Annotated in this window: 20 protein-coding genes; 2 read left to right on the forward strand and 18 right to left on the reverse strand. The window is 64.3% G+C overall.

Going from position 1 to position 21,876, the window contains the following annotated elements; all coding sequences use genetic code 11:
- Positions 1-142 precede the first annotated feature (142 nt).
- Positions 143-481: a P-II family nitrogen regulator gene (glnK, locus tag AC1Q5W_RS10680; RefSeq protein WP_492644666.1), complete on the reverse strand. Its 339-nt coding sequence runs from the start codon at positions 479-481 to the stop codon at positions 143-145.
- Between the two features lie 251 nt (positions 482-732).
- Here glnK and AC1Q5W_RS10685 point away from each other — a divergent pair, with 251 nt between their 5' ends.
- Complete coding sequence (locus tag AC1Q5W_RS10685; protein ID WP_492644665.1) at positions 733-2,280, forward strand: YifB family Mg chelatase-like AAA ATPase; 1,548 nt, start codon at positions 733-735, stop codon at positions 2,278-2,280.
- A gap of 51 nt (positions 2,281-2,331) precedes the next feature.
- On the opposite strand, the gene AC1Q5W_RS10690 is transcribed toward AC1Q5W_RS10685, so the two are convergent.
- The 13 genes from AC1Q5W_RS10690 to AC1Q5W_RS10750 form a co-directional block, all read right to left on the reverse strand.
- Positions 2,332-3,483 (reverse strand): hypothetical protein, encoded by a 1,152-nt coding sequence (locus tag AC1Q5W_RS10690; RefSeq protein WP_492644664.1) that lies wholly within the window; start codon positions 3,481-3,483, stop codon positions 2,332-2,334.
- Positions 3,480-4,385 (reverse strand): ExeA family protein, encoded by a 906-nt coding sequence (locus AC1Q5W_RS10695; protein ID WP_492644663.1) that lies wholly within the window; start codon positions 4,383-4,385, stop codon positions 3,480-3,482. Before AC1Q5W_RS10695 ends, AC1Q5W_RS10690 begins: the two co-directional genes overlap by 4 nt.
- Entirely contained in the window at positions 4,385-6,190 is a 1,806-nt protein-coding gene (locus AC1Q5W_RS10700; protein ID WP_492644662.1) for a secretin GspD/PilQ domain-containing protein, read from the reverse strand. The genes AC1Q5W_RS10695 and AC1Q5W_RS10700 overlap by 1 nt, the downstream gene beginning before the upstream one ends.
- Before the next feature lie 11 nt (positions 6,191-6,201).
- Complete coding sequence (locus AC1Q5W_RS10705) at positions 6,202-6,672, reverse strand: hypothetical protein (protein ID WP_492644661.1); 471 nt, start codon at positions 6,670-6,672, stop codon at positions 6,202-6,204.
- The gene (locus tag AC1Q5W_RS10710) at positions 6,669-7,310 is read right to left on the reverse strand and encodes a type II secretion system protein M (RefSeq protein WP_492644660.1); all 642 of its coding nucleotides are present in this window, start codon (positions 7,308-7,310) and stop codon (positions 6,669-6,671) included. The genes AC1Q5W_RS10705 and AC1Q5W_RS10710 overlap by 4 nt, the downstream gene beginning before the upstream one ends.
- Entirely contained in the window at positions 7,307-7,993 is a 687-nt protein-coding gene (locus AC1Q5W_RS10715) for a PilN domain-containing protein (RefSeq protein ID WP_492644659.1), read from the reverse strand. The genes AC1Q5W_RS10710 and AC1Q5W_RS10715 overlap by 4 nt, the downstream gene beginning before the upstream one ends.
- A gap of 6 nt (positions 7,994-7,999) precedes the next feature.
- Positions 8,000-9,085 (reverse strand): hypothetical protein, encoded by a 1,086-nt coding sequence (locus AC1Q5W_RS10720; protein WP_492644658.1) that lies wholly within the window; start codon positions 9,083-9,085, stop codon positions 8,000-8,002.
- 2 nt (positions 9,086-9,087) lie between these two features.
- Positions 9,088-9,255, reverse strand: a complete 168-nt coding sequence (locus AC1Q5W_RS10725; RefSeq protein ID WP_492644657.1) for a hypothetical protein — start codon at positions 9,253-9,255, stop codon at positions 9,088-9,090.
- A gap of 62 nt (positions 9,256-9,317) precedes the next feature.
- Positions 9,318-12,704 (reverse strand): hypothetical protein, encoded by a 3,387-nt coding sequence (locus AC1Q5W_RS10730; protein ID WP_492704164.1) that lies wholly within the window; start codon positions 12,702-12,704, stop codon positions 9,318-9,320.
- 75 nt (positions 12,705-12,779) lie between these two features.
- Complete coding sequence (locus tag AC1Q5W_RS10735; protein ID WP_492644655.1) at positions 12,780-13,289, reverse strand: agglutinin biogenesis protein MshP; 510 nt, start codon at positions 13,287-13,289, stop codon at positions 12,780-12,782.
- Positions 13,286-14,176: a type II secretion system protein gene (locus AC1Q5W_RS10740; protein ID WP_492644654.1), complete on the reverse strand. Its 891-nt coding sequence runs from the start codon at positions 14,174-14,176 to the stop codon at positions 13,286-13,288. Before AC1Q5W_RS10740 ends, AC1Q5W_RS10735 begins: the two co-directional genes overlap by 4 nt.
- 7 nt (positions 14,177-14,183) lie before the next feature.
- Entirely contained in the window at positions 14,184-14,798 is a 615-nt protein-coding gene (locus AC1Q5W_RS10745; protein ID WP_492644653.1) for a type IV pilus modification PilV family protein, read from the reverse strand.
- The gene (locus AC1Q5W_RS10750) at positions 14,788-15,312 is read right to left on the reverse strand and encodes a GspH/FimT family pseudopilin (RefSeq protein WP_492644652.1); all 525 of its coding nucleotides are present in this window, start codon (positions 15,310-15,312) and stop codon (positions 14,788-14,790) included. The genes AC1Q5W_RS10745 and AC1Q5W_RS10750 overlap by 11 nt, the downstream gene beginning before the upstream one ends.
- 331 nt (positions 15,313-15,643) lie before the next feature.
- Here AC1Q5W_RS10750 and AC1Q5W_RS10755 point away from each other — a divergent pair, with 331 nt between their 5' ends.
- Complete coding sequence (locus AC1Q5W_RS10755; RefSeq protein WP_492644651.1) at positions 15,644-17,731, forward strand: O-antigen ligase family protein; 2,088 nt, start codon at positions 15,644-15,646, stop codon at positions 17,729-17,731.
- Positions 17,732-17,779: 48 nt separating this feature from the next.
- Here the strand turns inward: AC1Q5W_RS10755 and AC1Q5W_RS10760 are convergent, their stop codons facing one another.
- The 4 genes from AC1Q5W_RS10760 to AC1Q5W_RS10775 form a co-directional block, all read right to left on the reverse strand.
- Positions 17,780-18,151, reverse strand: coding sequence for a pilin (locus AC1Q5W_RS10760; RefSeq protein ID WP_492644650.1), 372 nt, complete (start codon positions 18,149-18,151; stop codon positions 17,780-17,782).
- Between the two features lie 189 nt (positions 18,152-18,340).
- Positions 18,341-18,856: a hypothetical protein gene (locus tag AC1Q5W_RS10765; protein WP_492644649.1), complete on the reverse strand. Its 516-nt coding sequence runs from the start codon at positions 18,854-18,856 to the stop codon at positions 18,341-18,343.
- Positions 18,857-18,858: 2 nt separating this feature from the next.
- Positions 18,859-20,097, reverse strand: a complete 1,239-nt coding sequence (locus tag AC1Q5W_RS10770; protein ID WP_492644648.1) for a type II secretion system F family protein — start codon at positions 20,095-20,097, stop codon at positions 18,859-18,861.
- 6 nt (positions 20,098-20,103) lie between these two features.
- Positions 20,104-21,867 (reverse strand): GspE/PulE family protein, encoded by a 1,764-nt coding sequence (locus tag AC1Q5W_RS10775; protein WP_492644647.1) that lies wholly within the window; start codon positions 21,865-21,867, stop codon positions 20,104-20,106.
- Positions 21,868-21,876 lie beyond the last annotated feature (9 nt).

Genomic DNA, 21,876 nt, shown 5'->3' on the forward strand with positions numbered 1-21,876 from the left:
GGCTTCGGCCGCCGCAGCCGCGGCCACGGGGGCCTCGGCGGGCGCGGCCGTTTGCGCCAGTGCCAGGGATCCGGCACTCAGAAGGCCCCAACCCAGGGCGAGGGATACAAGCAGTTTTTTCATGTTGATGCTCTCTTTCGGGTTACAGCGCTTCATTGCCGGTCTCGCCGGTGCGGATGCGCACGACCTGCTCCAGGTCGTAGACAAAAATCTTGCCGTCGCCGATCTTTCCGGTGCGGGCGGCGCCTTCGATGGCTTCGATGACACGGTCCACCAGGCTGTCGTCGACGGCGGCCTCGATCTTGACTTTGGGCAGAAAGTCCACCACGTATTCGGCACCGCGGTAGAGCTCCGTATGGCCCTTTTGCCGCCCGAAGCCCTTGACCTCGGTGACGGTGATGCCCTGCACGCCCATGCCCGACAGGGCTTCTCGCACCTCGTCGAGCTTGAACGGTTTGATGATGGCCGTTACGAGTTTCATGTGTTCACCTCAGCTTGAAAAGAATGGGTTGCAGGCACCGGATCTGGCGGCTCTGCTTCTCCAGGATGTCGGGAGATGCTTCGGTTAAGCACGCTCCGTGCCAACCTGACCACGCCGGGTGCGCCTGCCGCTATGGACCAATGACCGCGGCCTGCGTTAAGATAACTGTACAAAAATACAGTTAGCACCGCTGTGGTGCTTGCGCGTGCCGCGCCGCGGGCGCTGGCGCACTGTTTTGGGAGGACGTTGCCATGGGTTTATCTTTGGTGCAGAGCCGGGCTCTGCTGGGGCTGGAAGCGGCCCAGGTCACCGTCGAGGTGCATCTGGCCAACGGCCTGCCCAGTTTCACCCTGGTGGGGCTGGCGGACGTGGAGGTCAAGGAAGCCCGGGAGCGGGTCCGCTGCGCCATCCAGAACGCGGGTCTGACCTTTCCGCACAACCAGCGCATTACAGTGAACTTGGCGCCGGCCGATCTGCCGAAAGACTCAGGCCGGTTGGACCTGCCCATTGCGCTGGGCATCCTGGCCGCCAGCGGCCAGATCGACAGCGCCCAGCTGGCGGGCTACGAATTTGCCGGCGAGCTGTCGCTGTCGGGCGAACTGCGCCCGGTGCGGGGCGCACTGGCCACGGCGCTGGCCCTGCACACGGGCGGGGTGCTCACCCGCTTGGTGCTGCCCCCCGGCAGCGCCGAAGAGGCGGCCCTGGTCCCCGGTGCGCAGGTCTACCGCGCCCGGCACCTGCTGGACGTGGTGCGCCAGTTCGTCCCCGCCGGCGCAGCCCAGCCAGCCGGGGACGCGCCCCCGGAGGACGACGGCTGGACCCGCGTGGCCGGCCTGGCACCCACGCGCGGGGCGCACTCACCCGATCTGGCCGACGTCAAGGGACAGGCGGGCGCCAAGCGCGCCCTCGAGATCGCTGCGGCTGGCGGGCACAGTCTGCTGATGGTCGGGCCCCCAGGTTCCGGCAAGTCGATGCTGGCCCATCGTTTCGCCGGGCTGCTACCGCCGCTGTCGACCGATGAGGCGCTGCAAAGTGCCGCCATCCGTTCCCTGAGCGGGCGCTTTTCCATGGAGAGCTGGGGGCAGCGCCCCACCTGCAGTCCGCACCATTCCGCCAGTGCCGTGGCACTGGTGGGCGGAGGCTCGCCGCCGCGCCCCGGCGAAATTTCGCTGGCCCACCACGGGGTCCTGTTCCTGGACGAAATGCCCGAATTTCCCCGCGCCGCCCTGGAAGCCCTGCGGGAACCGCTGGAGACCGGTTGCATCACCATTTCCCGCGCAGCGCGGCGCGCCGAGTTCCCGGCGCGCTTCCAGCTCATCGGCGCCATGAACCCCTGCCCCTGCGGCTACCTGGGCTCGGCTACCCACGCCTGCCGCTGCACGCCCGACCAGATCCACCGCTACCAGTCCAAGCTCAGCGGACCGTTGATGGACCGCATCGACCTGCATGTGGAGGTGCCCGCCTTGCCCAGCACCGATTTGCTGCACGCCCCGGCAGGCGAAGCCACCGAGAACATCCGCCTGCGCTGCACCGCCGCCCGCCAACGGGCGCTGGAACGCCAAGGACACGCCAACCAGGCCTTGCAGGGCCAGGCGCTGGACCACCACCTGCTGCTCGACCACGACGCCACCCAGTTCCTGAACGTGGCCGCGACCCGGTTGGGCTGGTCGGCCCGCAGCACCCACCGGGCCCTGAAAGTGGCGCGCACCATCGCCGACCTGGCGGGCTCCTCCCATACCCAGGTCAGCCATGTGGCCGAGGCCATGCAATACCGCCGAACCCTGCACCGGCCGCTCTGATTGCTACAAAATGCATAGCTATTTGCGCAGCAGATACGGGCTCCAACGGCCTTATTGCTCCTTAACCGGGACGCCCATCTGGCGCAGGTAGGCCAGCACATCGCGGCTGATGGGGCCGACAGCACGCGCCCGCTCGGCCATGTCGGCCGCGCTGTTCGTCTGGCCCAGTGCGGCCAGGGACACGGCCGCGCCCAGCATCCAGCGCTGCTCGTTGGGGCGGGACTGCAAGGCCATCATGTAAGCGTGCACGCTATCCTGGTGACGCCCCAGGCGTTGCGCGGCATTGGCGCGAATGGCCCATAAATCAGGCTGATTGCCCAACAGGGGTTCCAGCCGGGTGAGCCCCTCCCACACGGCGCCGAAACGGGCTTCCGCCATCTGCATGCGGGCCATTTCCCGCACCAACAGAAGCAGCAGCGGGGTGCCGCCCGCCGCACTGCCCGGATGGGCACCGGTTTTCGCCGCACGTTCCGCAGCCGCCACCGATTGCTGCATCAGGTCAATGGCGGCATCGCGCGATCCCGTGTTCCACAGGCTTTGCGCCTGGGCGATGGCATCACCGCCCGCCTGCTGCTGGCGCTGCGCCATGGGGACGCTCTCGGGTGCGGTCGCCGCGGGAGCCACGGCTGCCGGCACGGACTGGGCACTGCCGACGCCCTTGCGCGGTGTCAACGCCGATTCCATGCGCAAGGCGATGGGTGCGGCGGGCGTAGCCGGTACAACTTTGGCACGGGCCACGGCAGGCGGGGTGTCCACGGCCGTGGGGGCTAAGGCCGCCAGCGGTCTGGCGGCCGGCGGTGCTTGCACCGCGGGCGCTGGTGCCTGGGTTGGTGCCTGCGACACGGGTGCCACCGCGACCGGCACCACCTCCGGCGCGGCAACAGGTACCGATGCAGCCGGCACCGGAACCGGCGCCACCACGGCCGCCGGCGCAGGCGCAACAGCCACCGCCGGCGCACGGGTCGCAGGCGTGCCGGCGGTCTGCCACCACCACCCGGCAACGGCCAGTGCCGCCACGCTGCCCAGGCCCACCAGCCAGCCAACCCGGCGGGCGCCGGACGCAGCAGGCACGGCGGACGGGGCAACACTGGCCGTCCCCCGGCGCAACGCCGTTTGCGGCTGCGCCACGGGCACGGAGGAGGCCGCCCGGTTGGCCGCCTGCCGCTGGTCCAGATCGCGCAGCATCTTGTTGATCACACTCACAGCTTGCTCCCTGAATCTCGGTCCAACACCGCAGGGCGCGAACGCCCCGCAGGCCACCAGCGACGCCACCACGCAACGGAGGGCTGCACACCGGGCGTGTCCCTGGCTGCCAGCTGCACGTGCGCCAGGGTGACGCGGTGCACGTTCTCGCCAAAGGCCAGCATCAGGCATTTGTGCGCCAGCACATTGACCAGGCGCGGCACCCCGCCGCTGTAGCGGGCAATGGCACGGGCTGCGGCAGGCTCAAAGAGCTGGATATCGGTGTTACCGTCGATGGCCGCCGTGGCCAGGCGGTGCACCAGGTATAGCGGCACGCGGTCGCTGCGCATGGGGCCCAGGTACTCGCTGAAGGTAATGCGCTGCAGCAGCTGGCGGATTTCCGGGCGAGCCAGCTTGGCATCGAGCTCCGGCTGGCCCAGCAACACCAATTGCAGCAGCTTGCGTTTCTCCGTCTCCAGATTGGAGAGCAGGCGCAGGCTCTCCACCGTGCGCAGCGGAATGGCCTGCGCTTCGTCGATGCAGACCACCACGTTGCGGCCGGCCTCGGCGTGGCGCAACAGGCAGTCGCGCAGGGCGTTGTGCACGCTGTGGCGGCTGATGGGCGGCGTCAGCTTGATGTTGAGCTCCAGCGCCAGCGCCATCAGCAGGTCGTCGGGGCCCATATCGGGGTTAGGAATGTAGGCCGTCACACACTCGGCCTGCAGCGTATTGAGCAGCTGGCGACACAGCACCGTCTTGCCGCAGCCCACTTCGCCCACGATCTTCAAAAACCCTTCGCCGCTGCGCAGCGCCACCAGCAGGGTGTTGAGCGCCGCCTGGGCACTCTCGTGGGGGTAGAAGAACGCGGTGTCCGGCGTGATCGAGAACGGGGCCTCGCGCAGCGAAAAATACCCCCGGTACATTACTTCGCCAGACTGTCGGAGGCGGCCCGGTCCCCGCTGCCATCCATGCGGATCACGCGCGCCCGGGTGGCATCCATGTCGTCCAGTGCCGAACGCACGCGCCGGTTCTGTGCCTCCCAGTCGTCCGCCGTGCGGATGATGGTAGGCTTGATCAGCACGATCACTTCTTTCTTGCGCCCCATGACGGCCTTGTTGCCGAACAGCGACGACAGGACCGGAATGCTCGTCGTGCCCGGCAGGCCGGAGGCATTGCGGCTGGAGTCCATCTGCATCAGGCCGCCGATGGCGACGATGCGGCCGTCGGGAATGCGCACCATGGTGTCGGTTTCGTTGACGCTGCTGGACGCCAGGGGCAGGCGGAAGTTGCCCACGCTACCAAGGTCCACCTGCTTGGTTTTTTCCGTCACCGTGGTCACCGACGGATGCACGTGCAGCGTCACATTGACACCGTCGTCCACCTGGGGCGTCACGTCCAGCGAAATGCCCGAGAAGAACTGGGTAAGCGACACGGTAGGCAGAGTGGTCGTGCCCGCCACCGTGCTGGTGCCACTGGTCACGGTGCCGCCGGTCACGCTGGTCACGTAGAAATCGTCGGTCCCCACCTTGAGCACCGCCTTCTGGTTGTTCAGCGTGGCCACGCGCGGGCTCGACAGCGTCTGCACATCGCCCTGCGTTTCCAGGAAGCCCAGGACGGCTCCGAACTGCGTGGTGGCCAAGGCCAGGCCGAACAGGCCACCACCGGTGGCCACGGAGGGCACGGACACCACGCCCGGCAGCACCGTGTTGCCGCCCTGCAGCAGGGCATTGGTGTTGGCTACGCCGCTGCCCAGTACCCCGGCGGCCACGGTAGTGGTGCCATCGTTGTTGAAAGCGCCCCAGTTGACCCCGCTCTGGAAGCCATCACGCAACTCAACCTCGACCACCTTGGCCTCCAGCATGACCTGGCGTTCCACCGCAATTTGCGCCGCCTTCAGGAACTTGTCGACCTGCCGCAGCTCCTCCGGCATGGCGCGCACGGCCATGATGCCAGCCTGCGGGCTGGTGATGACGCTGCGCCCCGGCCCCTCACCCACCAAGCCACGCACGGCACCGGTCAGTTCAGCCCAGAAATCACTCTTGGACGACGTGGCGACCCGGCTGCTTTCCGGCTGCTGGGTGCTGCCACCCGCTGCCGGCGTCGTGCCGGTGGCGGCCGCGCCGCCGCTGGTGGTCTGCTGCCCGGCGCCCGAGGACACCCGCAACTCGCTGTTGCCGGTGCGCTGGGAAGTGGGGTAGTTGATGGTGAACACCCGGGTCTGCAGGGTGGGTGCGTAAATGGTGATACGCCGCCCTTCCATCTTGAAGTCATAGCCATAGACGTCACGAATGGACTCCAGCGCCTCGGTCACCGTCACGCCGCGCAGGGTGACCGACAGCGTGCCACTGACGTCGGGGTGCATCAGCATGCTGTAGCGTGTGTCGGCCACGATGGCCAGGAATACATCGCGGGCCTGTGCATTGTTGACCAGCAAGTCCAGCCGCGGCTCGGCAGGCACCGGCACGGCCGGCAGGGCCGGCTCGGCCAGCGCCTCGCTCACCCGTGCCGGCACCCCAGCAACAAGCTTGGCCTCCGGCGCCGCCAGATCGGCGCGCACGGTGGTGGTGACATCGGAGGTTTTCAAATGCCGTTCGGCCGCACACCCCGTCAGCAAACCAGTTGCCACCAGCAGGCACACGCTGGCGCTGATCGCGGGGGCACGGGCAGTGACGCGGCCCGCCGCATCGGTGCGCAACAGTTCAATCATGGGGACGGCTTTGGAGATCATGGGCATGGGCTTCACGGTTGGGCACTTTCGCACGGCGCGACGGCAGGCGCAATAGGGGATTTGGTGGAGGGCTGGCCAGCTTTCGCCTTGGGTGGCGTCTTGGCCTTCCGGGGCTCCCGCTTTCCGCACAGCGGCGCGCCCTTGGCTACGCTGCGCTGGATGCCGGCAAAGCGCGGTACTTTGCGCAACTCGCCCCCCTCGCGCAACCAGACTTCCGTTTCCGTGATGCGCTCGACGCGCAGCTGTCCGACCTTCTGTCCGGGAGCGTACAGCCGGGTCCCCACCACCAGGAACGGTTTGCCGTTGCGCACCACCACGGCCATACCCTCCCCGCCCAGCGGCGAGGCCGGTGCGGTGCCCCCCGCCGCGGCGCCGGCTTCGGGCGGCGCCAAGGTAGGATCGCGCGCCTCCTGGGCAGCCAGCGGCAGGCACAACAGCAGCGCAAAAACCGCGCCGCCCACTTGCATAGACGTCTTGTTCATTGCGCGGGCACTCCCACCACGTACACCTGCAGAGTCAACTCGGGCGGTTGCTGCTCGCTCTTGAGTTGCAGAGTGCCCCAGCGCAAGGCCGGAAGCGCGTTCTCCAGGGTTCGGACATAGCGGACCAACTCCGGGTAGGGGCCGGCCACCTTCAATTCGATCCCACGCCTGGACAGGCCGACGGGGGCGGCACCGCCTACCGGCGCGCCGGCTGCCTCGGGCTTCAGGGTGCCTGCACTCAGCAGGGTGAGCCCAGGCTGGCGGCGCAGGAACTGCACTAGCACCTGCTCCAGCGCCGGACCGCCCTCCGCCTGGGGGGCTACCTGCTGGATATCGTGGTTGACCGCATCCAGGCGCGTCCGGATGGCCGCCATTTCATCGCGCACGGTCTGACTGGCGTCCACCGGGTGCGCCGTGCCCTTGAGCTCCTCGCGCAGGCGGCTCAATTCGGCACCCTGGGCGGTAAATCGCTGCGTCACCTGCTGGTGGGCCAGCTGCGCGGGCGACAGCCACAGCGTGTCGGCCAACGCCAGGCAACAGACAATCGCCGAGACGAACAGGAAGACGCGCTCGCGCAGACTCAGGGCGTCGATGCGCACCGCCTGGCGCTGCCACCATTGCCGGACCATGGGCATCATGGCTGACTCCCCACTGCAACCGTTCCGCTGGCCAGCGCCGCGGGGGTCGCACTGACCAGATGAAACGACCACACCGGGCGCGATGGCGCCACCGGCGCCGAGGCTGGCGCCCCGGGTGTGCGCACGGGTGCCGCCGTGGCGCTCTCCACCTGCACCGTGGCCAACTTGAGGCCTGCCATCAAGGGACTACCCGCCAGCCCGGCCACCCAGTCGTTGAGCGCGGCGGGCTCCAGCGTGTAACCCGCCACCTCAAACCGGGCCCCCTCCAGGCGCACAGCGGTAATCCATACGGGAGACGGAATACTGCGCGCCACCCACTGCAGGCGGTCAGAGTGCCCCTCGCCCGGACGCAGCAGCCCCTGCTGCAAAGCCTCCAGCAGCTGTTCGCGTTGTGCGAGCACGCCGCGCTGATCCTTCAGCCGGGCCAGCAGCGCCGCGTCAGCTGGGCCGGCGCTGGCCCGGCTGCGCGCAATGGCGGCCTTCAGACTGTCGATTTCACCCGCCTGGGTGTCCATGGTCTGGCGAAAGCCCCCGCTGGCGCGCTCCAGGTTCCAGACCCACACGCCGCACAGCAGACCGCCCAGCACCACGAAAACGCCCAACGCTATCACCATGGTCTGCGCAGAAAAGTAACGCTTCTGCGTCAGCAGGATCGGCGTACAAAGGTTGATTTGCTGGGGCATGGTGAATCAGAGCTCCCGGCTTTCGGTGCGCAGCAGCACACCCAACAAGGGCAAGCAGTACGCCTGGTCGGCGTCCGCCACGGCCGGCAACCCGTGAAAGTGGGCGCCCAGGTCCATGGCCGATACCGGCAGCCCCATTTCGCGCGCCAGCCATGCGGCCAGTTCGACCGAGCGCGCGCCGGCGGAAACCCGCAGGCCCGCCAGCGGCATGTGCGACCAGGAGCGGTCCCACAAATCCAGGGAGCGCTGCACCTCGACCACGAAGCGCTGCGACCGTTCGGCATCGCCCTGGTCCCCTGGCCCCTCCTCGGGCGCGGCCGGGGCAACGGTGTAGTCATTTCCGTACGACACCCCGCCCACGTTGTAGTCGGGCACGTACTCATCGACCGGCGTGAACGCGCTGGACGATGGAGCAAGCCCGCCAGCGCCCTGTCCCCAGGACATGTCCATGAACCCCTGGGGCAGCTCCAACCGGCGGGTGTAGAACAATTCTTCGTTGGCACTGATGGTGAGCACCGCCTGGTGGTCGCCGGCAACCAGCAGGGTCGCGTCGGCACGCTCCAGGCGCCCGTCGCGCCGGGCCAGCAGCGTTTGCAGGTTGCGCTGGGCCGTTTCCTGGATGTCGATCACCGAGACCGCCCAGTGCAGGGCCTCGCCCAAGTCCAGCACCTCGCGCACCCGGGCCGTGGCAGCGGCCACGACAAACAGGTGGGGTGTTCCTTTTTGCTGCCCGTCCCCGACGCGCATCACGTCCAGCGTGATGTCGTCGATATGGGCTTCCACCATGTCGCGGATCTGGAACCGCGCAGCAGAACGCAATTCCTCGGGGGCTACCGGAGGCACATCAATCTGCAGGATCTGGTACTGCTCGGGGCGCAGCATCACCCTGGCTTGCAGGCCCTTGAGCCCCAGCGCCTGCAGCCGGTGCACCAAGGCATCCAGCCCGTCCGCGCCCTGGCGCTCCACCCCCATCTGCAGAACCTCCACCCCACCGCCCGCACCCGCCCGCGCCCGCACATACGCCAGCGTCTTGTCCGACCAGGACACGACCAGCTGGTCTTGCGAAGCGGCGCGTTTCCAGGGCCAACGCATGGTCAGCGTCGCTCCTGCGGGTTCAACGGATGGTCAAAGGTACGTACTTCAATCATGAAAAGGGGGGCGATAGAAACGTCTGCTCTCGTTTTAGTAGCTACCTGTGCAATCATGGCATTGATCAGCAGCGCTACGCGCCATTTTCCAACAAATTCGAACGTTTTCTCCACACCGCGACCGAGAACAGGCCCATTCTGGGCAGAAGCTGCAGAAAGTCACACTGGACGCGGCCTTAATACCGTTCCCGCAGATAAATATAGGGCGCCTTAGACGCGCCAAACCGGATGCGGGCGTTGGGCACGCGGTCGCTCGCGGTACCGCACCAGTTGCCGGACAAATAGCTCAGGTCAGGGCTGGGGGTCGCACCTCCCGAGGGCGCCGCAGCCCAGGTTCCGCACCAGTTGCTGCCTGTCACACCATTGCCCAGATTGAACGCCAAATCTACGCTGCCCGCACCTTTGGCGCTGGGGGTAATGCGCAAACTGGCGACGCCTCCCGTCAACGTAGTCGATGGCACAACAGCAACCCCGGTGGGCGGGGCGGACACGGCAAGGCTGGATCCATAAGCCGGTGTAGCATTCCCCAAGGCAACCGACCCGGCGGAAAGTGCTGTACATGCGTCATTGGAGTTGAGCGTCCAGACACCCGCATTGAAGTACTCGGCACGCACCGGCACCAGAATGGGCAGCAACTCCGAGCCATAGGCATTGAACAGGTGCAGGCGCCCCAGGATCTGTGCCGTAGTGCCAATCTTGCGGGCATCGCAGCCCGAACCACTGCATGCCGTGCTGCTGCTGGCGTTCATGTCGGCCCCATTCGTGCCACTGGTGTTCAAACCAACGCCATCGGCATCCACCAGGCGCACACCCACGTCCAGATTCCAGAAAGGACCGGCCACTTGGGCACTATTGGCGGCGCAGGTGGCGGCGGTGGAAATATCGAGAGCGGCTGGCACACCGGTTGGGCGCGAAAAACTGGTGGCGGTCGATGCCACGGTGTAACTGCCTCCGATCCACTTCACGCTGGGCAGCGCGCTAATGCGAGACCCCAGATCGCAACCCAGATTTGCACCCGCCTGGTCTTCCGCGACCAATGCGGGGGCACCAACCGGGTAGACGGGCGTCATCGCCGCCGAGTTTGAGTAATTGGTAGTTATGGCGTTCGATCCGTTGCGCGCCTCCACTACAAAGGCCACGTTCATGGCCGATTGCCCCATGTAGGTAAAACTATTGGCGCCCGCCGTACAAGAAGATACTACGGAGCCCGACACCACCGTGTAGTGATCGGGCCGAAAGCGCCCAAAATTGCCCGAATTGGATTGCAACCCAAATAGACAGCCGTATTTTCCGGAAGCACTTTTGGTATTGCTGTAACTCCCGGCCACACAGTCCCCCGTGGCACCGCTGTCTACTGCGGTCCAGTCGTTGTCGTAGATGCCGCGCACACTGGTATCGCTGCATCCCGAAGGATTGCCCGCTGTAACGCAAGGGGCCACTCCCCGAAAACTGAAATGACCGACCTCCCCATACACGAAACTGGTACTGGCAGCTCCGGTTGCCGTGTCTGCGCCGGAAAAAGCCGACGGCGTAAAAGCCCCCACGACCCATCCGGTTCCGTCAGCGGACATGCCGGTTGTGTTGATTTTGGGTGTGCCGGTGTAGCCAGCAAGCCCCGTCGCCGCCGTCAACACGAACGCATCGGTTCCTGCGCGAAAGGACGGTGCCCCGGTCAACGCAGTGTTGTTGGCCGTAGTGCCGACTCCTGAGGTACTGACACCCGTAAAACTGAGGGGACGTACAGAGAAGGCATCGGTAGAACAGGCAGTGGTTGTACCGTCACCCACGAGCACCGCCAAATTTTTATAGGGTGCCGTCAGGGTGAACGCCGCAGTCTGCTGCTGCCCTGCGTTGGACGCAGCATAGGTCAAGGTCTGCGTGCCGCCCGCAACCGCAGACTTTGCCTTGCAAGCAGCGCTGCAGTAGTTGGCCTGGGCACTATTGAGCACGCAAGCGCCGTCGCTGTTGTCCACCAGTTTGACCGTAACCGACTTGTTGCTCCCCGCAGCATAAGTGGTCTGGATCTGGTTGTTGTTGAGCGCCGCGATGTTGAGCTTGAAGGCCGTATTGACCAGCTTGGTGTAGATGGTGCCCGTCAGGTAGTTTTGCACAGCCACCGAGGGCGGCGTACCGTAGGCCTCATCAATGGCGCTAAAGCCGGTAGCCACGCCGCCAGAGGTCGGCGCAACCGTCTGCGCACAGATCCGCAAAGAACCCAACTCGTGGATGTTGGTGGATCCACCCGTGGAGCCGGTAAAAGAAATCTGCCAGTTGGCTGGCACGGCAGCCTGGGTGTACCCCAGCGCCGTGGCCCGTGCGAAGGCATCAAACGAAGGAATCACCGAACTGTAGCTGGTGGAGGTGCCCGTCGTATCCCGGTTTACAGCAATCAGGGTTTGCGGGGTGGCGCTGGCTGCATTGCGCGCATCCACGATCACCTGGTAAAGAATGTCAGGGGCAGGCACTGTGGACGCCGGGTTGTCAATAGCCGGCGACAGCGCTGAAGTATTGCCTTGCAGCCAGGGGTAGCCGGTCGTGCCCGAACCGGAGCCGCGCACTGCCACAGTCTCTGGCAGAGAACCAGGCCCACCCACGCGCCCCTCGGTAGGATTCTGGTAATTGCCAAACTCATCCAGGGCGACCCCAATCCACCCACCCGCGAACCCGTTGATGCCCGTTTTCTGCGCATACCCCAGTGAACCACCAAATGCCCCGGGCACCGGAGGGACCGAATAGTCCGACAGCGTCACCGCCATGCCATCTGCACCCGAGCCACTGTAGGCATAGGGTTGAAATTCCACCGAGATGTAATTGGCGGCTGCCGGGAAAATGCCCGGTACCGTGGCGGCCTTGGCGTTGTTTCCAGTGTTCTCGGTCAAACGCAGAAAACCGTTGTCTACGATGGATGGCACAACCCCCGTGCTGTCGGACGTGGAAACCACCCAGTTGGAATTGAAGATAGTGGATGGATTGAGCGTCGCACGGTTGAAGTTGTCACAGACACAGGTCAAGGTCACATCGGCAGGCGTGTTGCTCGGCGGCGTACAGGGCAAGGTGTAGGCAACGGTGATACTGATGGAGTCCACGCTGACGGTCGGGCTACCTGAAGTACGCTGTGCGGCAAAGGCAACACCAAAATCGGCGGCATTGATGTCCGCCACCGTCCAGCTCAAACCCCATAAATCAGCGCTGCCGCCGTGGTCTTCGTTCACATCGCTCGTGGTGTAGGCGGTGGTGGTCGCACGATCCACCGCCGTGCTGACGGTGCCGCCCTTGATGATCAGCACATCCAGATCCCTGGCTCCTCCACTTCCGATCTTGCGCGTTACATTGACCCGAATGCCGGTGATGGTGGCGGTGGCGGGAATAGAGAACCCGTAATTTGTGCACTGGAGATAGTTGCTGTTGTTGCCACTGGACAGCGCCGTCGTGGCATACGAAGCATCGGTCGTCCTCGCTCTGGAGGGGTTGGACCAAGCCCTGGATCCAACACCGGTAACGTTGGTGCAGGCTGACGGGAACGCCGTAAAGGTCACGGCTTGCGCAACGCTGGCGGCGGCCATGACGCCCAGCACCAGCAGTACCCGCAAGGTCAGAATCCATGGGCGCCAGACACAATGCATGGTCAATCTTCCTTTTTAGAAACTCACAGCCAGTCGCCGCTCGACGTAATTGCCGCCGGGATTGGTCGTATTGGGACATGCGCCGGCAAATGGCTGATTGCAGGCGGTGGCTTCCACTACGAAAGACGTGGGGCCACCATTTCCATCCACCGTAGCCACACACGTAACCGTTACGGTAAACCCACTGAGAACAGGCGCTGCCGGAACATAACTGGTAGGTGATGCGGGGCACACCCGCGCGTTGGGGTTTGCGCTGTTGACTGCAACCACCGGCGTGCCGTAACTGAAGTTGTAAGCCGGGGTAGCCTGTACCCGGTACAAGCCCCACTCCACGCCACTGCGCGCGGCCTCGTAGGCGCGTGCACCTTGCACATCCAGCGCGGAGCCCACTTGCTGGTTGGTGGACACGCTCAGAATGAACGCTCCCAGCGCCGCAAGCACTACCACAATGAATAGCGCCGAGACGATGGCAAAACCACGCTCTGCTTTTTGTAGCTGACTGCGCAGGGTGGACGAGAGCTTCATGGCGAATTGTCCACATGAATTTGCTGAAACAGCGTGACGCTTTCAGCATTCGCACCCACGCCGGCACTGAGTGTCAATTGCACATATAGCAGGCCGCTGCGCCCCAATACCCCCGGCGCGTAGTTCACCGTGCAGGTGGCGTTCCCGACCGCCAGCAAAGCGGGGGCGATGGCGGGAGGCGTGGGTTGTGCGGCGACAAAACCGTAGTTGGCATAGCGCGACAGATTCCCGGCACCCGCCGCCGCCGTGGGGCAGGCATAGGTCACCGCCCGAACACCACCGGGAACGACCTGGAAACGCCCATCGGGCGATGGCAGCGGCGGACTCTGACCGGCAAATGGATTGGAGGCCAAGGTAACGACGTTGCCGGCAATAGCGGCCACTTTCGCACGGTTGCACGCCCCGCAGAGGTCTGCGGCCACATAGGCGTTGGCCGGCGCATACCCTGGGCCCAGGTTGTAGACCACGATGTAGTCACCCACCGCAATGGCAGGATTGTTGGGCATGGCGCCCAGCACATCGAACGCAAGCTGGGCGTTATCGGTAAAGCTCAGGAAGTTACCAGCCGTGGAACCATCCGATGGATCGCGGTAACGCCCGCCCGCACTAGTCATGATGAATTCAATGTAGTTCACGCCCCCCCCGTCCGTGGTCACCCGCAAACTGTTGGGCAGCGCCAGGCGCACGTCACGCAACATACGGCGCAGGGCCATGTCAGCCTGGTCGGTGAGTTCAGCGCGGCGCACAGAAGCCAGATAGCCCTCGACCGGAGAGCGGATAAAAACCGCCACGATGGTCGCCAAAATGCCGGTGATGACGATGACAATGACCGACTCCAGCAGCGTGAAACCGCGTTGCCTGAGGGAGGAAAGTAGCGGGCGGCGCATCGCAGGTTCAGGGCAGGTTGTTGGGTGCATAGCGGGCACGGTAGCCACTCAGGACCAGGGCATCGGCACCGTAGCTGACCGTGACATTGATGCGCAAGGCGGCGCCCACTGCAACACTGGCGGCGGCAGGACCCAGCGCTTCTGGAACGATAGCAACCGCTGCCGCATAGCCAGCCGGCAAGGCAGCGCCCGCAATATTGGTGACGATGACCGCGCCGTTGTAGTCCGCCACGTTATCGAATGGCGTGGTGGCGTTGCCACGGGTCTCCGCCGTCGTACCGGGTGCGGTGGCAGCAGTCCCCGGTGCCGTAGCCGACTGGTCATTGACCCCTCCCGCTCCACCGGTACAACCCGCCGCACTGGTCGCGGTGGCGGCGTTGACATCATCCGGATCGCACCAAGTAAAGGGTTGCATGCGCACTTCTTCCAGAACGCCCTCTGCAATGGCCAGCATCTGTTTGCGGATCATCGGGTCGGCGCTGGAACGGGTGGTGACATTCAAAACGGCAAGCACTCCGGCCAAAGCGGCCGCAACGATCACGATGAAAATGACCAACTCGATCAGCGTCAAGCCCTGTTGACTCTGCTGCGGTGCAAGCCGATGTGTGCGGTCAGTGCACATAACCCGTCTCGGCTTCCACGGTAATAGTCCATGCAGCGGTGCCCGTCACGGTGTACACCCCTCCCGCGGAAGGCTGCCCCAAGGGATTGAACGCCAACGTGGCCGGTCCGGCCAATGCAACTCCCGTCGGTGCACACACCTGGTTGGTTGTTCCACCGCAGGTACGGTCTGCAGCTGGCAGTGTCAGATCCCGCGGGTAGGTGCCGGCACCCACGCCGCCCGTTTCAACGTTATCGACCGAAAAAGTCAGGTTGTTGCCAGCCAGAGTCACTTGCACGCTGCGTCGCCCGGACACCGCCGCCTTGCGGGCGAACTCAAGCGCACCGCGAACTTTGTCGCGGTAGCCCACCTCATTGACGCTATTGAAAATATCCATGCGTGGCACCACCACCACCGCCAGCACACCCACCAGCACAATGACCATGACCAGTTCAATCAGCGTGAACCCCTGCTGCCCCACGCCGCGACCCCGCCCGAGGCGGATGAAACGGTGTTGTGGACTGGACAAAGACATGGCGGGGAATCGATTCGCTATTATTTTAATAGCTACTGGCGCAATACGTATGCGGGATAAAGCTGCATTTAATGCCAATTTCCAGAAAAATTTCACGCGCAGCCAATGGTTTCACCGTTGCGGCCTCCTCCCCGGCATAGGGCCCCTCCCTGACAATACCGGACCATGCCCGAATGTACGCTGAGAGATGACCCAAAGTATGCGCCTTCCATCTGAAACACCCGCTGACGCAGGCGCCCCCCCCCCCCCCCGGGATGCCGCTCCGACGGCACCCCCAGAGACGTGTTCCCGACGCAATTCCGCGGACACGCCCGTCACAATCCTTGCCTGGATGATGTTCCTGCTGCCCGCCCTGGGTGTACCCAGCCAGCTCATGCTGCAGGACACCCTGAAGTCGGCCATTGCGGCCTTTGGCGTGCTGGTCGCCGCGCTGGTATTTATCTGGCAACAGCGCAGCCGGACCACGCCATTGCTATGGCACGGACTGGTGTGGTTACCCGTGGCGCTGCTGGTGTATGCGCTGGGCAGCATGGTGTGGTCTCACACGTATCTGGCGGGTGTGGAGGCGATCCGCTGGTTCATTTTGTCTCTGCTGCTGTGGCTGGGTTTAAATACCCTGACCCGCGACAACTTGCCACAACTGGCGTGGGGCATACATGCTGGCGCATTGGTTGCCTCACTATGGGTAGCGTTGCAGTTCTGGCTGAATCTTGACCTCTTCCCGCAAGGTGCTGCCCCGGCATCCACGTTCGTCAACCGCAATTTCTTTGCCGAATACGCCGTATGTGCGTTGCCATTCTCTGTACTGCTGCTGGCCACCATGCGCGCATCCCGCTGGCTGGGCTGGGTGGCGCTATCCACAGCATTCAATATCGTGGCCATCCTGATGACCGGAACCCGCTCTGCGCTAATTGCACTGTTGGTGCTGTGCGCGGTGTTTACGGTCACACTAATCCGGTACCGTCGGCAGTTCGCTTTTATGCACTGGGGCAGCGCCCAACAGACGCTGGTCGGGCTAGCTCTGGTGCTGGGGATCGGCGTGCTGGGATCGGTTCCCAGCAACAACCCGAAAGTTACCCTGGAAAACAACGGCACCACGGCGTTGCAGCGCAGCTTTCTGCGCACGGCTTCCATGGCGGCGCCTCAAGAGTACACCGAAGGCTCGTTCGCAATTCGTTCGGTCATGTGGAAAGCTTCCGCTCGCATGATTCTGGCCAATCCTCTGACGGGAGTTGGGGCTGGCTCCTGGGAGGTACAGATTCCGCTCTACCAGAATGTAGCAACCACGCTAGAAACTGACTACTACGCCCACAATGAGTACTTGCAATTACTCAGTGAATACGGCTTGCTGGTGGGCGGCTTGGTGCTGGCTTTTTTGTTGGCGTATGTACTGCATGCCGCCGGTCGAACCTGGCAGCTAGGCGACGATGATATTCAGGAAGTCCCGTTGCGGGCATTCACGCTGGCAAGCTTGCTCGCGCTGCTAATTGTGAGCAATGCCGGGTTTCCGTGGCATCTCGCGGGCTGCGGGGCCTTATTGGCGCTGGGGTTGGCGACTCTGGCGAATTCCGATGTGCGCCTAGGCCAGCAGGAGCGGTTTTTTGCCACGAGCCTGCGCTGGCGACCTGTCTACGCCCAGACAATGCTTGCCTTGCTGACCGGCTGTACATTGCTTGGGGGATATATCACCTTTCAGGCAGCACATGCGGAGCGCAAGCTGGTGGAGGCTATCCTGCTCGCGAATTCGCTCAGGCAGCTTCCGCACGCGGATACCCCTTCTTGGGCAGATCGCAAATCCCGGTTTCTGCAAGACGTTCGGGAAGGCATTGCCATCAACCCCCACTACCGCAAGCTCACGGCGGAATTGGCGGAGCCCCTGTCGGTTGATGGCGACTGGGGAAATGCAATCTGGATTCTGGAATCGGTGGCCGCCTCACGCCCCCATGTCACAGCCATATGGACCGGCCTGGCCATGGGCTACTCCTACGTGGGCCAACCTGACCGGGCCCGGCAAGCCCTGCTGCAGGTGCAGCGACTCAAACCGGATGCGCTAGCAACGCGAACACTGGAAATTATTTTGCTGAGCCGCGCTGGCGATGAGGATCAAGCTGTACGCATACTGACCGCTCAATACGATCAAGGGCGGTTTGACTACGACATGGTTCAAACCGGCTACGCCATCGGTTACAAAACACATAACTGGCGTCTCGCCATTCGCTCGCTAGAACTGCGTAACGCCAAGTGGCCCGAGCAAGCGGCTGATGGCTATTTCAGAATGGGCAACATCTACGCTGACCCATCTGTGCGAGATGAGGCCAAGGCTTTGACGGCCTTTCAATTGGGGTTGAAGGCAGTGCCGCCCGAGCAGAAAGAAAACTTTCGCCAGCAGGTACCCGAACGGTTCAGGAGCCAGATGTAAAAAAGGCCACCCAGTTTGGGTGGCCTTTTTTGAAAAAGAAACTACTACTTAGTTGATACCGATGGCTGTAAAAGTAGCCGAACTCGCGCTGGGTCCAGTGAGAACGCAGGTCGAATCACTGACACCCGCAGCCACTGCTTTAGCCGTGATGGCGTAACCTGTAGGCAGTGCGCCCCCCTGCATAACGGCGGGAGTATTGCAGTCAGCAACAGCAACGCCCTTGCTGGTCGATATGCTGCGCGCAGCGTAGTTGATGGCCATTCCGGAAGACATGCCGCCTGCAACACCTTGAGTGGCAGCAGTTTGCGCATCACCCTTCAGATCCACAAACTTCGGAATCGCCACTGCCGCCAAAATGCCCAGGATCACGATCACCATGACCAACTCAATCAAAGTAAAACCGCGTTGTACTTGCTTCATGTCATTTGCCTTTTAAGTTAAAAATCCACTACACCCGACCAACATACTCAGTTCCAACGTTGCACCCTGTCGGGGTATTCCGCCCAGATTTTAGTGCCGCAACGTCATATTTCGCATCAAAATGACGCGTTAAGTACCTGCAATAGTTCACAAATTCGGCACAAATCGCACATTTTGCGCCCCCCGAATTCAATCCACCACCACCCCTTGCCACAGGTAGCGCTCCATCGGCGTGACCTGCATGGGGCCGGCCGTGGACTCGATGCGAAACCAAACCCCCTCTGCGTCCACCGGACTTTCCAGCCATTGTGGGTACAGCAAACGGTAGCCGAAGCACACGCAACCCGGATCAAACACCCAGTTACCCGGAGCAACCGTCACCATGTTGGCCCGGGCAACCACCCCGGCGTAGTTGGCTGGAATGCTGCGCAGCAACAAGAAAGGGTTGTTCTGCCGCACCACACCACCCGTGCTCGCCGGCCGCACACTGGCTTGCATGTGGTCGATCACCAGCGCGGTGCGCACCGCGCCCAGGGTGGACTGCACGGCAGCGCGCTCACCCATGCCCTGCACCACGCGCACTTGGCGCCCAAAGGCCCAGACCACCACGCCCAGCACCAGCACCAGCAGGCTCCACTCGGTCAGTCGCCGGCTCCAGAGCGGCGCCGATTCGGATTCAGAGAAACGCACGACGGAACCGGGCACGCCTAGCCGCCGCCCCGACCCATGGCCGCCTGACCCATGTTCCACAGGGGCAGGAACACGCCCAGCGCCAGCAGCAGCACCAGCACCGCAATGACGGCCAGCAAGATGGGCTCGATGGCAGCGGACAGCCCTTTGATGTTGTAGTCGGTCTCGCGTTCGTACATGCCGGCAATTTCAAACAGCAGGGCGTCGAGCTCACCGGTTTCTTCCCCCACCGCAATCATCTGCAGCACCACGGGCGTGAACACCCCGGTGGCCGCCGCGCAGCGCGAAATGCTTTCGCCCCGTTCGATGCCATCGCGCATTTCTTCGATGCAGCCGCCAATGTAGGCGTTGTCCACCGTCTGGGCCACCACGGTGAGCGCCTGCACCAGCGGCACGCCGCTCTGGCTGGACAGCGCAAAACTGCGCGCGAAGCGGGCCAGCGTGGCCTTGAGGATGATCTCGCCCACGATGGGCAGCTTGATCTTGCGGGCGTCCCAGCGGTAGCGTCCCTCGGGCGTGCGCAGGTACCCCCGGACCAACACCACCGAGACAAAAACCAGCGCTAGCAGCAAGGGCCACCAGGCCAGCATCCAGCCCGAAAACGCCAGCAGCCCGCGGGTGATCAGCGGCAACTGGGTGTTGAAACCGGCAAACACCTTGGCAAACACCGGGATGACAAAGATGTTGAGGATGACCACGGCGATTGCCATGGCCACCAGCACAAATATGGGATAGCGCACGGCCTGCTTGATGCGCTCGCGCACGTCGCGCTCAAACTCCATGTGTTCGTTCAGGCGCAAGAACACCTCGGTCAGCCGGCCGGTCATCTCGCCCACCCGGATCATCGCGATGTAGAAGGCGCCAAACAGGTCGGCGTGGCGGGCAATGGCGGCCGACAGCTCGCGCCCCTGGTCCAGGCTGGCCCGCATGTCCTTGAGCATTTCCACCATGGCGGGCTTGGTGGCCGAGGCCTGCAAACCGGCAAACGCCCGCAGGATCGGAACCCCCGCCTTGTTCAGGGTGTACATCTGGCGCGAAAACACCATGATGTCTTCCGGCACCACGGGTTTGCGGGTCAGCCGGTCGAGCCAGCCTTCGGCCTGGCCTTCTTCAGCCACCGGCGCCAGGGCGATGTGCACCGGGGCCACCCCGATGGCGCTGAGCTGATCGGCAACGCCTCCTTCGGTCATGGCCTCCAGTTGCCCCTGGACTGCTTCACCGCGCTTGTTGCGCCCGCGCCATTCGTACAGTGCCATGGCGCGTTAGCCCTGCTTTTCCATGTCGTCAAGGTCAAACCCCACGCGCAACGCCTCGGCCAGCGAGGTGCGTCCCTGGCGCACCAGTTCCAGCGCGTGGTAGGCAATGGTGTGGCCCTGCATGCGCTCGCGGGCGGTGCGCAGGAAGGCGGCCGGGTCGGCGTGCGACGCGGCGTGCGCCAACGCGGCATCCATCTCCAGCAACTCGTAGACGCCCTGACGCCCGGCGTAGCCGGTGCCGTTGCAGGCCGAACAGCCCCGGCCCCGCTGGGACACCAGGGTCTGCCCCGGCGCCAGCATGCCATCGAGCCAGGCCTGTTCCTGCGCCGTGGGCGCGTGGGGCTCGGCACACTCCGGGCAGTTCAGCCGCAGCAGCCGCTGGGCAATAACCGCCTGCAACGAGGTGGCCACCATGAACGCCGGCACCCCCATGTCCAGCAGGCGAAACGGCGTGCTCATGGCGTCGCGCGTGTGCAGGGTGGACAGCACCAGGTGACCCGTGATGGCCGAGCGCATACCGATTTCCGCGGTCTCGGGGTCACGCATTTCCCCCACCAGGATCACGTCGGGGTCCTGGCGCAGCGTGGCGCGCAGCACCCGGGCAAAGGTCAGGTCAATCTTTTCGTTAACCTGCACCTGCGTGATGCCGGGCAGGCGGTATTCCACCGGATCTTCGACCGTGATGACTTTTAGCTCGGCCGCGTTGACCTCGGCCAGCGCGGCATACAGCGTGGTCGTCTTGCCGGAGCCGGTAGGGCCGGTGACCAGCACCATGCCCGCGCTGCGGCCCAGGATTTCGCGAAAGCGCTTGAGCATGTAGGGCGGCATGCCGATGCTGTCCAGGCGGCGCATGCCGCCGCCCTGCACCAGAAGGCGCATCACGGCCGACTCGCCATAGGCGGTGGGCAGGGTGGACAGACGCACGTCAATGGTGTTGTCCTTCAGGCGCACGCTGAAACGACCGTCCTGCGGCAGGCGCTTCTCGGAAATATCCAGCCCGGCCATGAGCTTGAGGCGCTGGGCCAGTGCCGCCCCGATGCGCTTGTCGGCCTGGGTCTGCGTCTGCAGCACGCCGTCCACCCGCACGCGCACCTGCAGCCCCGCTTCCTGCGGTTCGATGTGGATGTCGGACGCCCCCACCTGCATGGCGTCTTCAAACAGCGACTGCAGCAGCCGCACCACCGGTGCGCCTTCGATGCCCACGCTGGCAGACAACTCGCCGAAGTCCACCGCGTCGCCCAGGTCTTTTTCCAGGGCGCGCGCCAGGCCGCTGATTTCCTCCGTGCGCCGGTACAGGCGGTCAAACGCCGGCGCCAGCTGGCTCTCGGGCACCGCGGCGATGCCAATGGGGCGCTTGAGGATGCGGGTCAGCTCGTCATAGGCGAACAGGTCCAGCGGATCACCCAGGGCCACCAGCAGCAGGTCGCCCTTGTCTTCCAGCACCAGCGCCCGAAAGCGCCGCGCCGCCGACTCGGGCAAGAGCTTGACCACATCGGCCCGAAACGGGAAGGTCTTGAGATTGACGAACGGAATGCGCAACTGGCGCGCCAAGCCGTTGGCAAGCAATTCTTCGGTAATGACGCCGGACTCGATGAGCAGGCGGCCCACCTTCTTGCCGGTCTGGCGCTGCAGCTCCAGCGTCTGCTGCAGCTGTTCCTGCGAAATCAGGCGCTGCTGCACCAGCACATCACCCAGACGCTGTTTCTCCGGGCGCCCCGGGGCCGTTCGCGAAGCGTCCGCCGCGTTGGGCGCTACGGCTGCCTTGTTCATGCGCTATTC

It is taken from the genome of Rhodoferax sp. MLSD5-FHT05B10, from assembly GCF_058793415.1.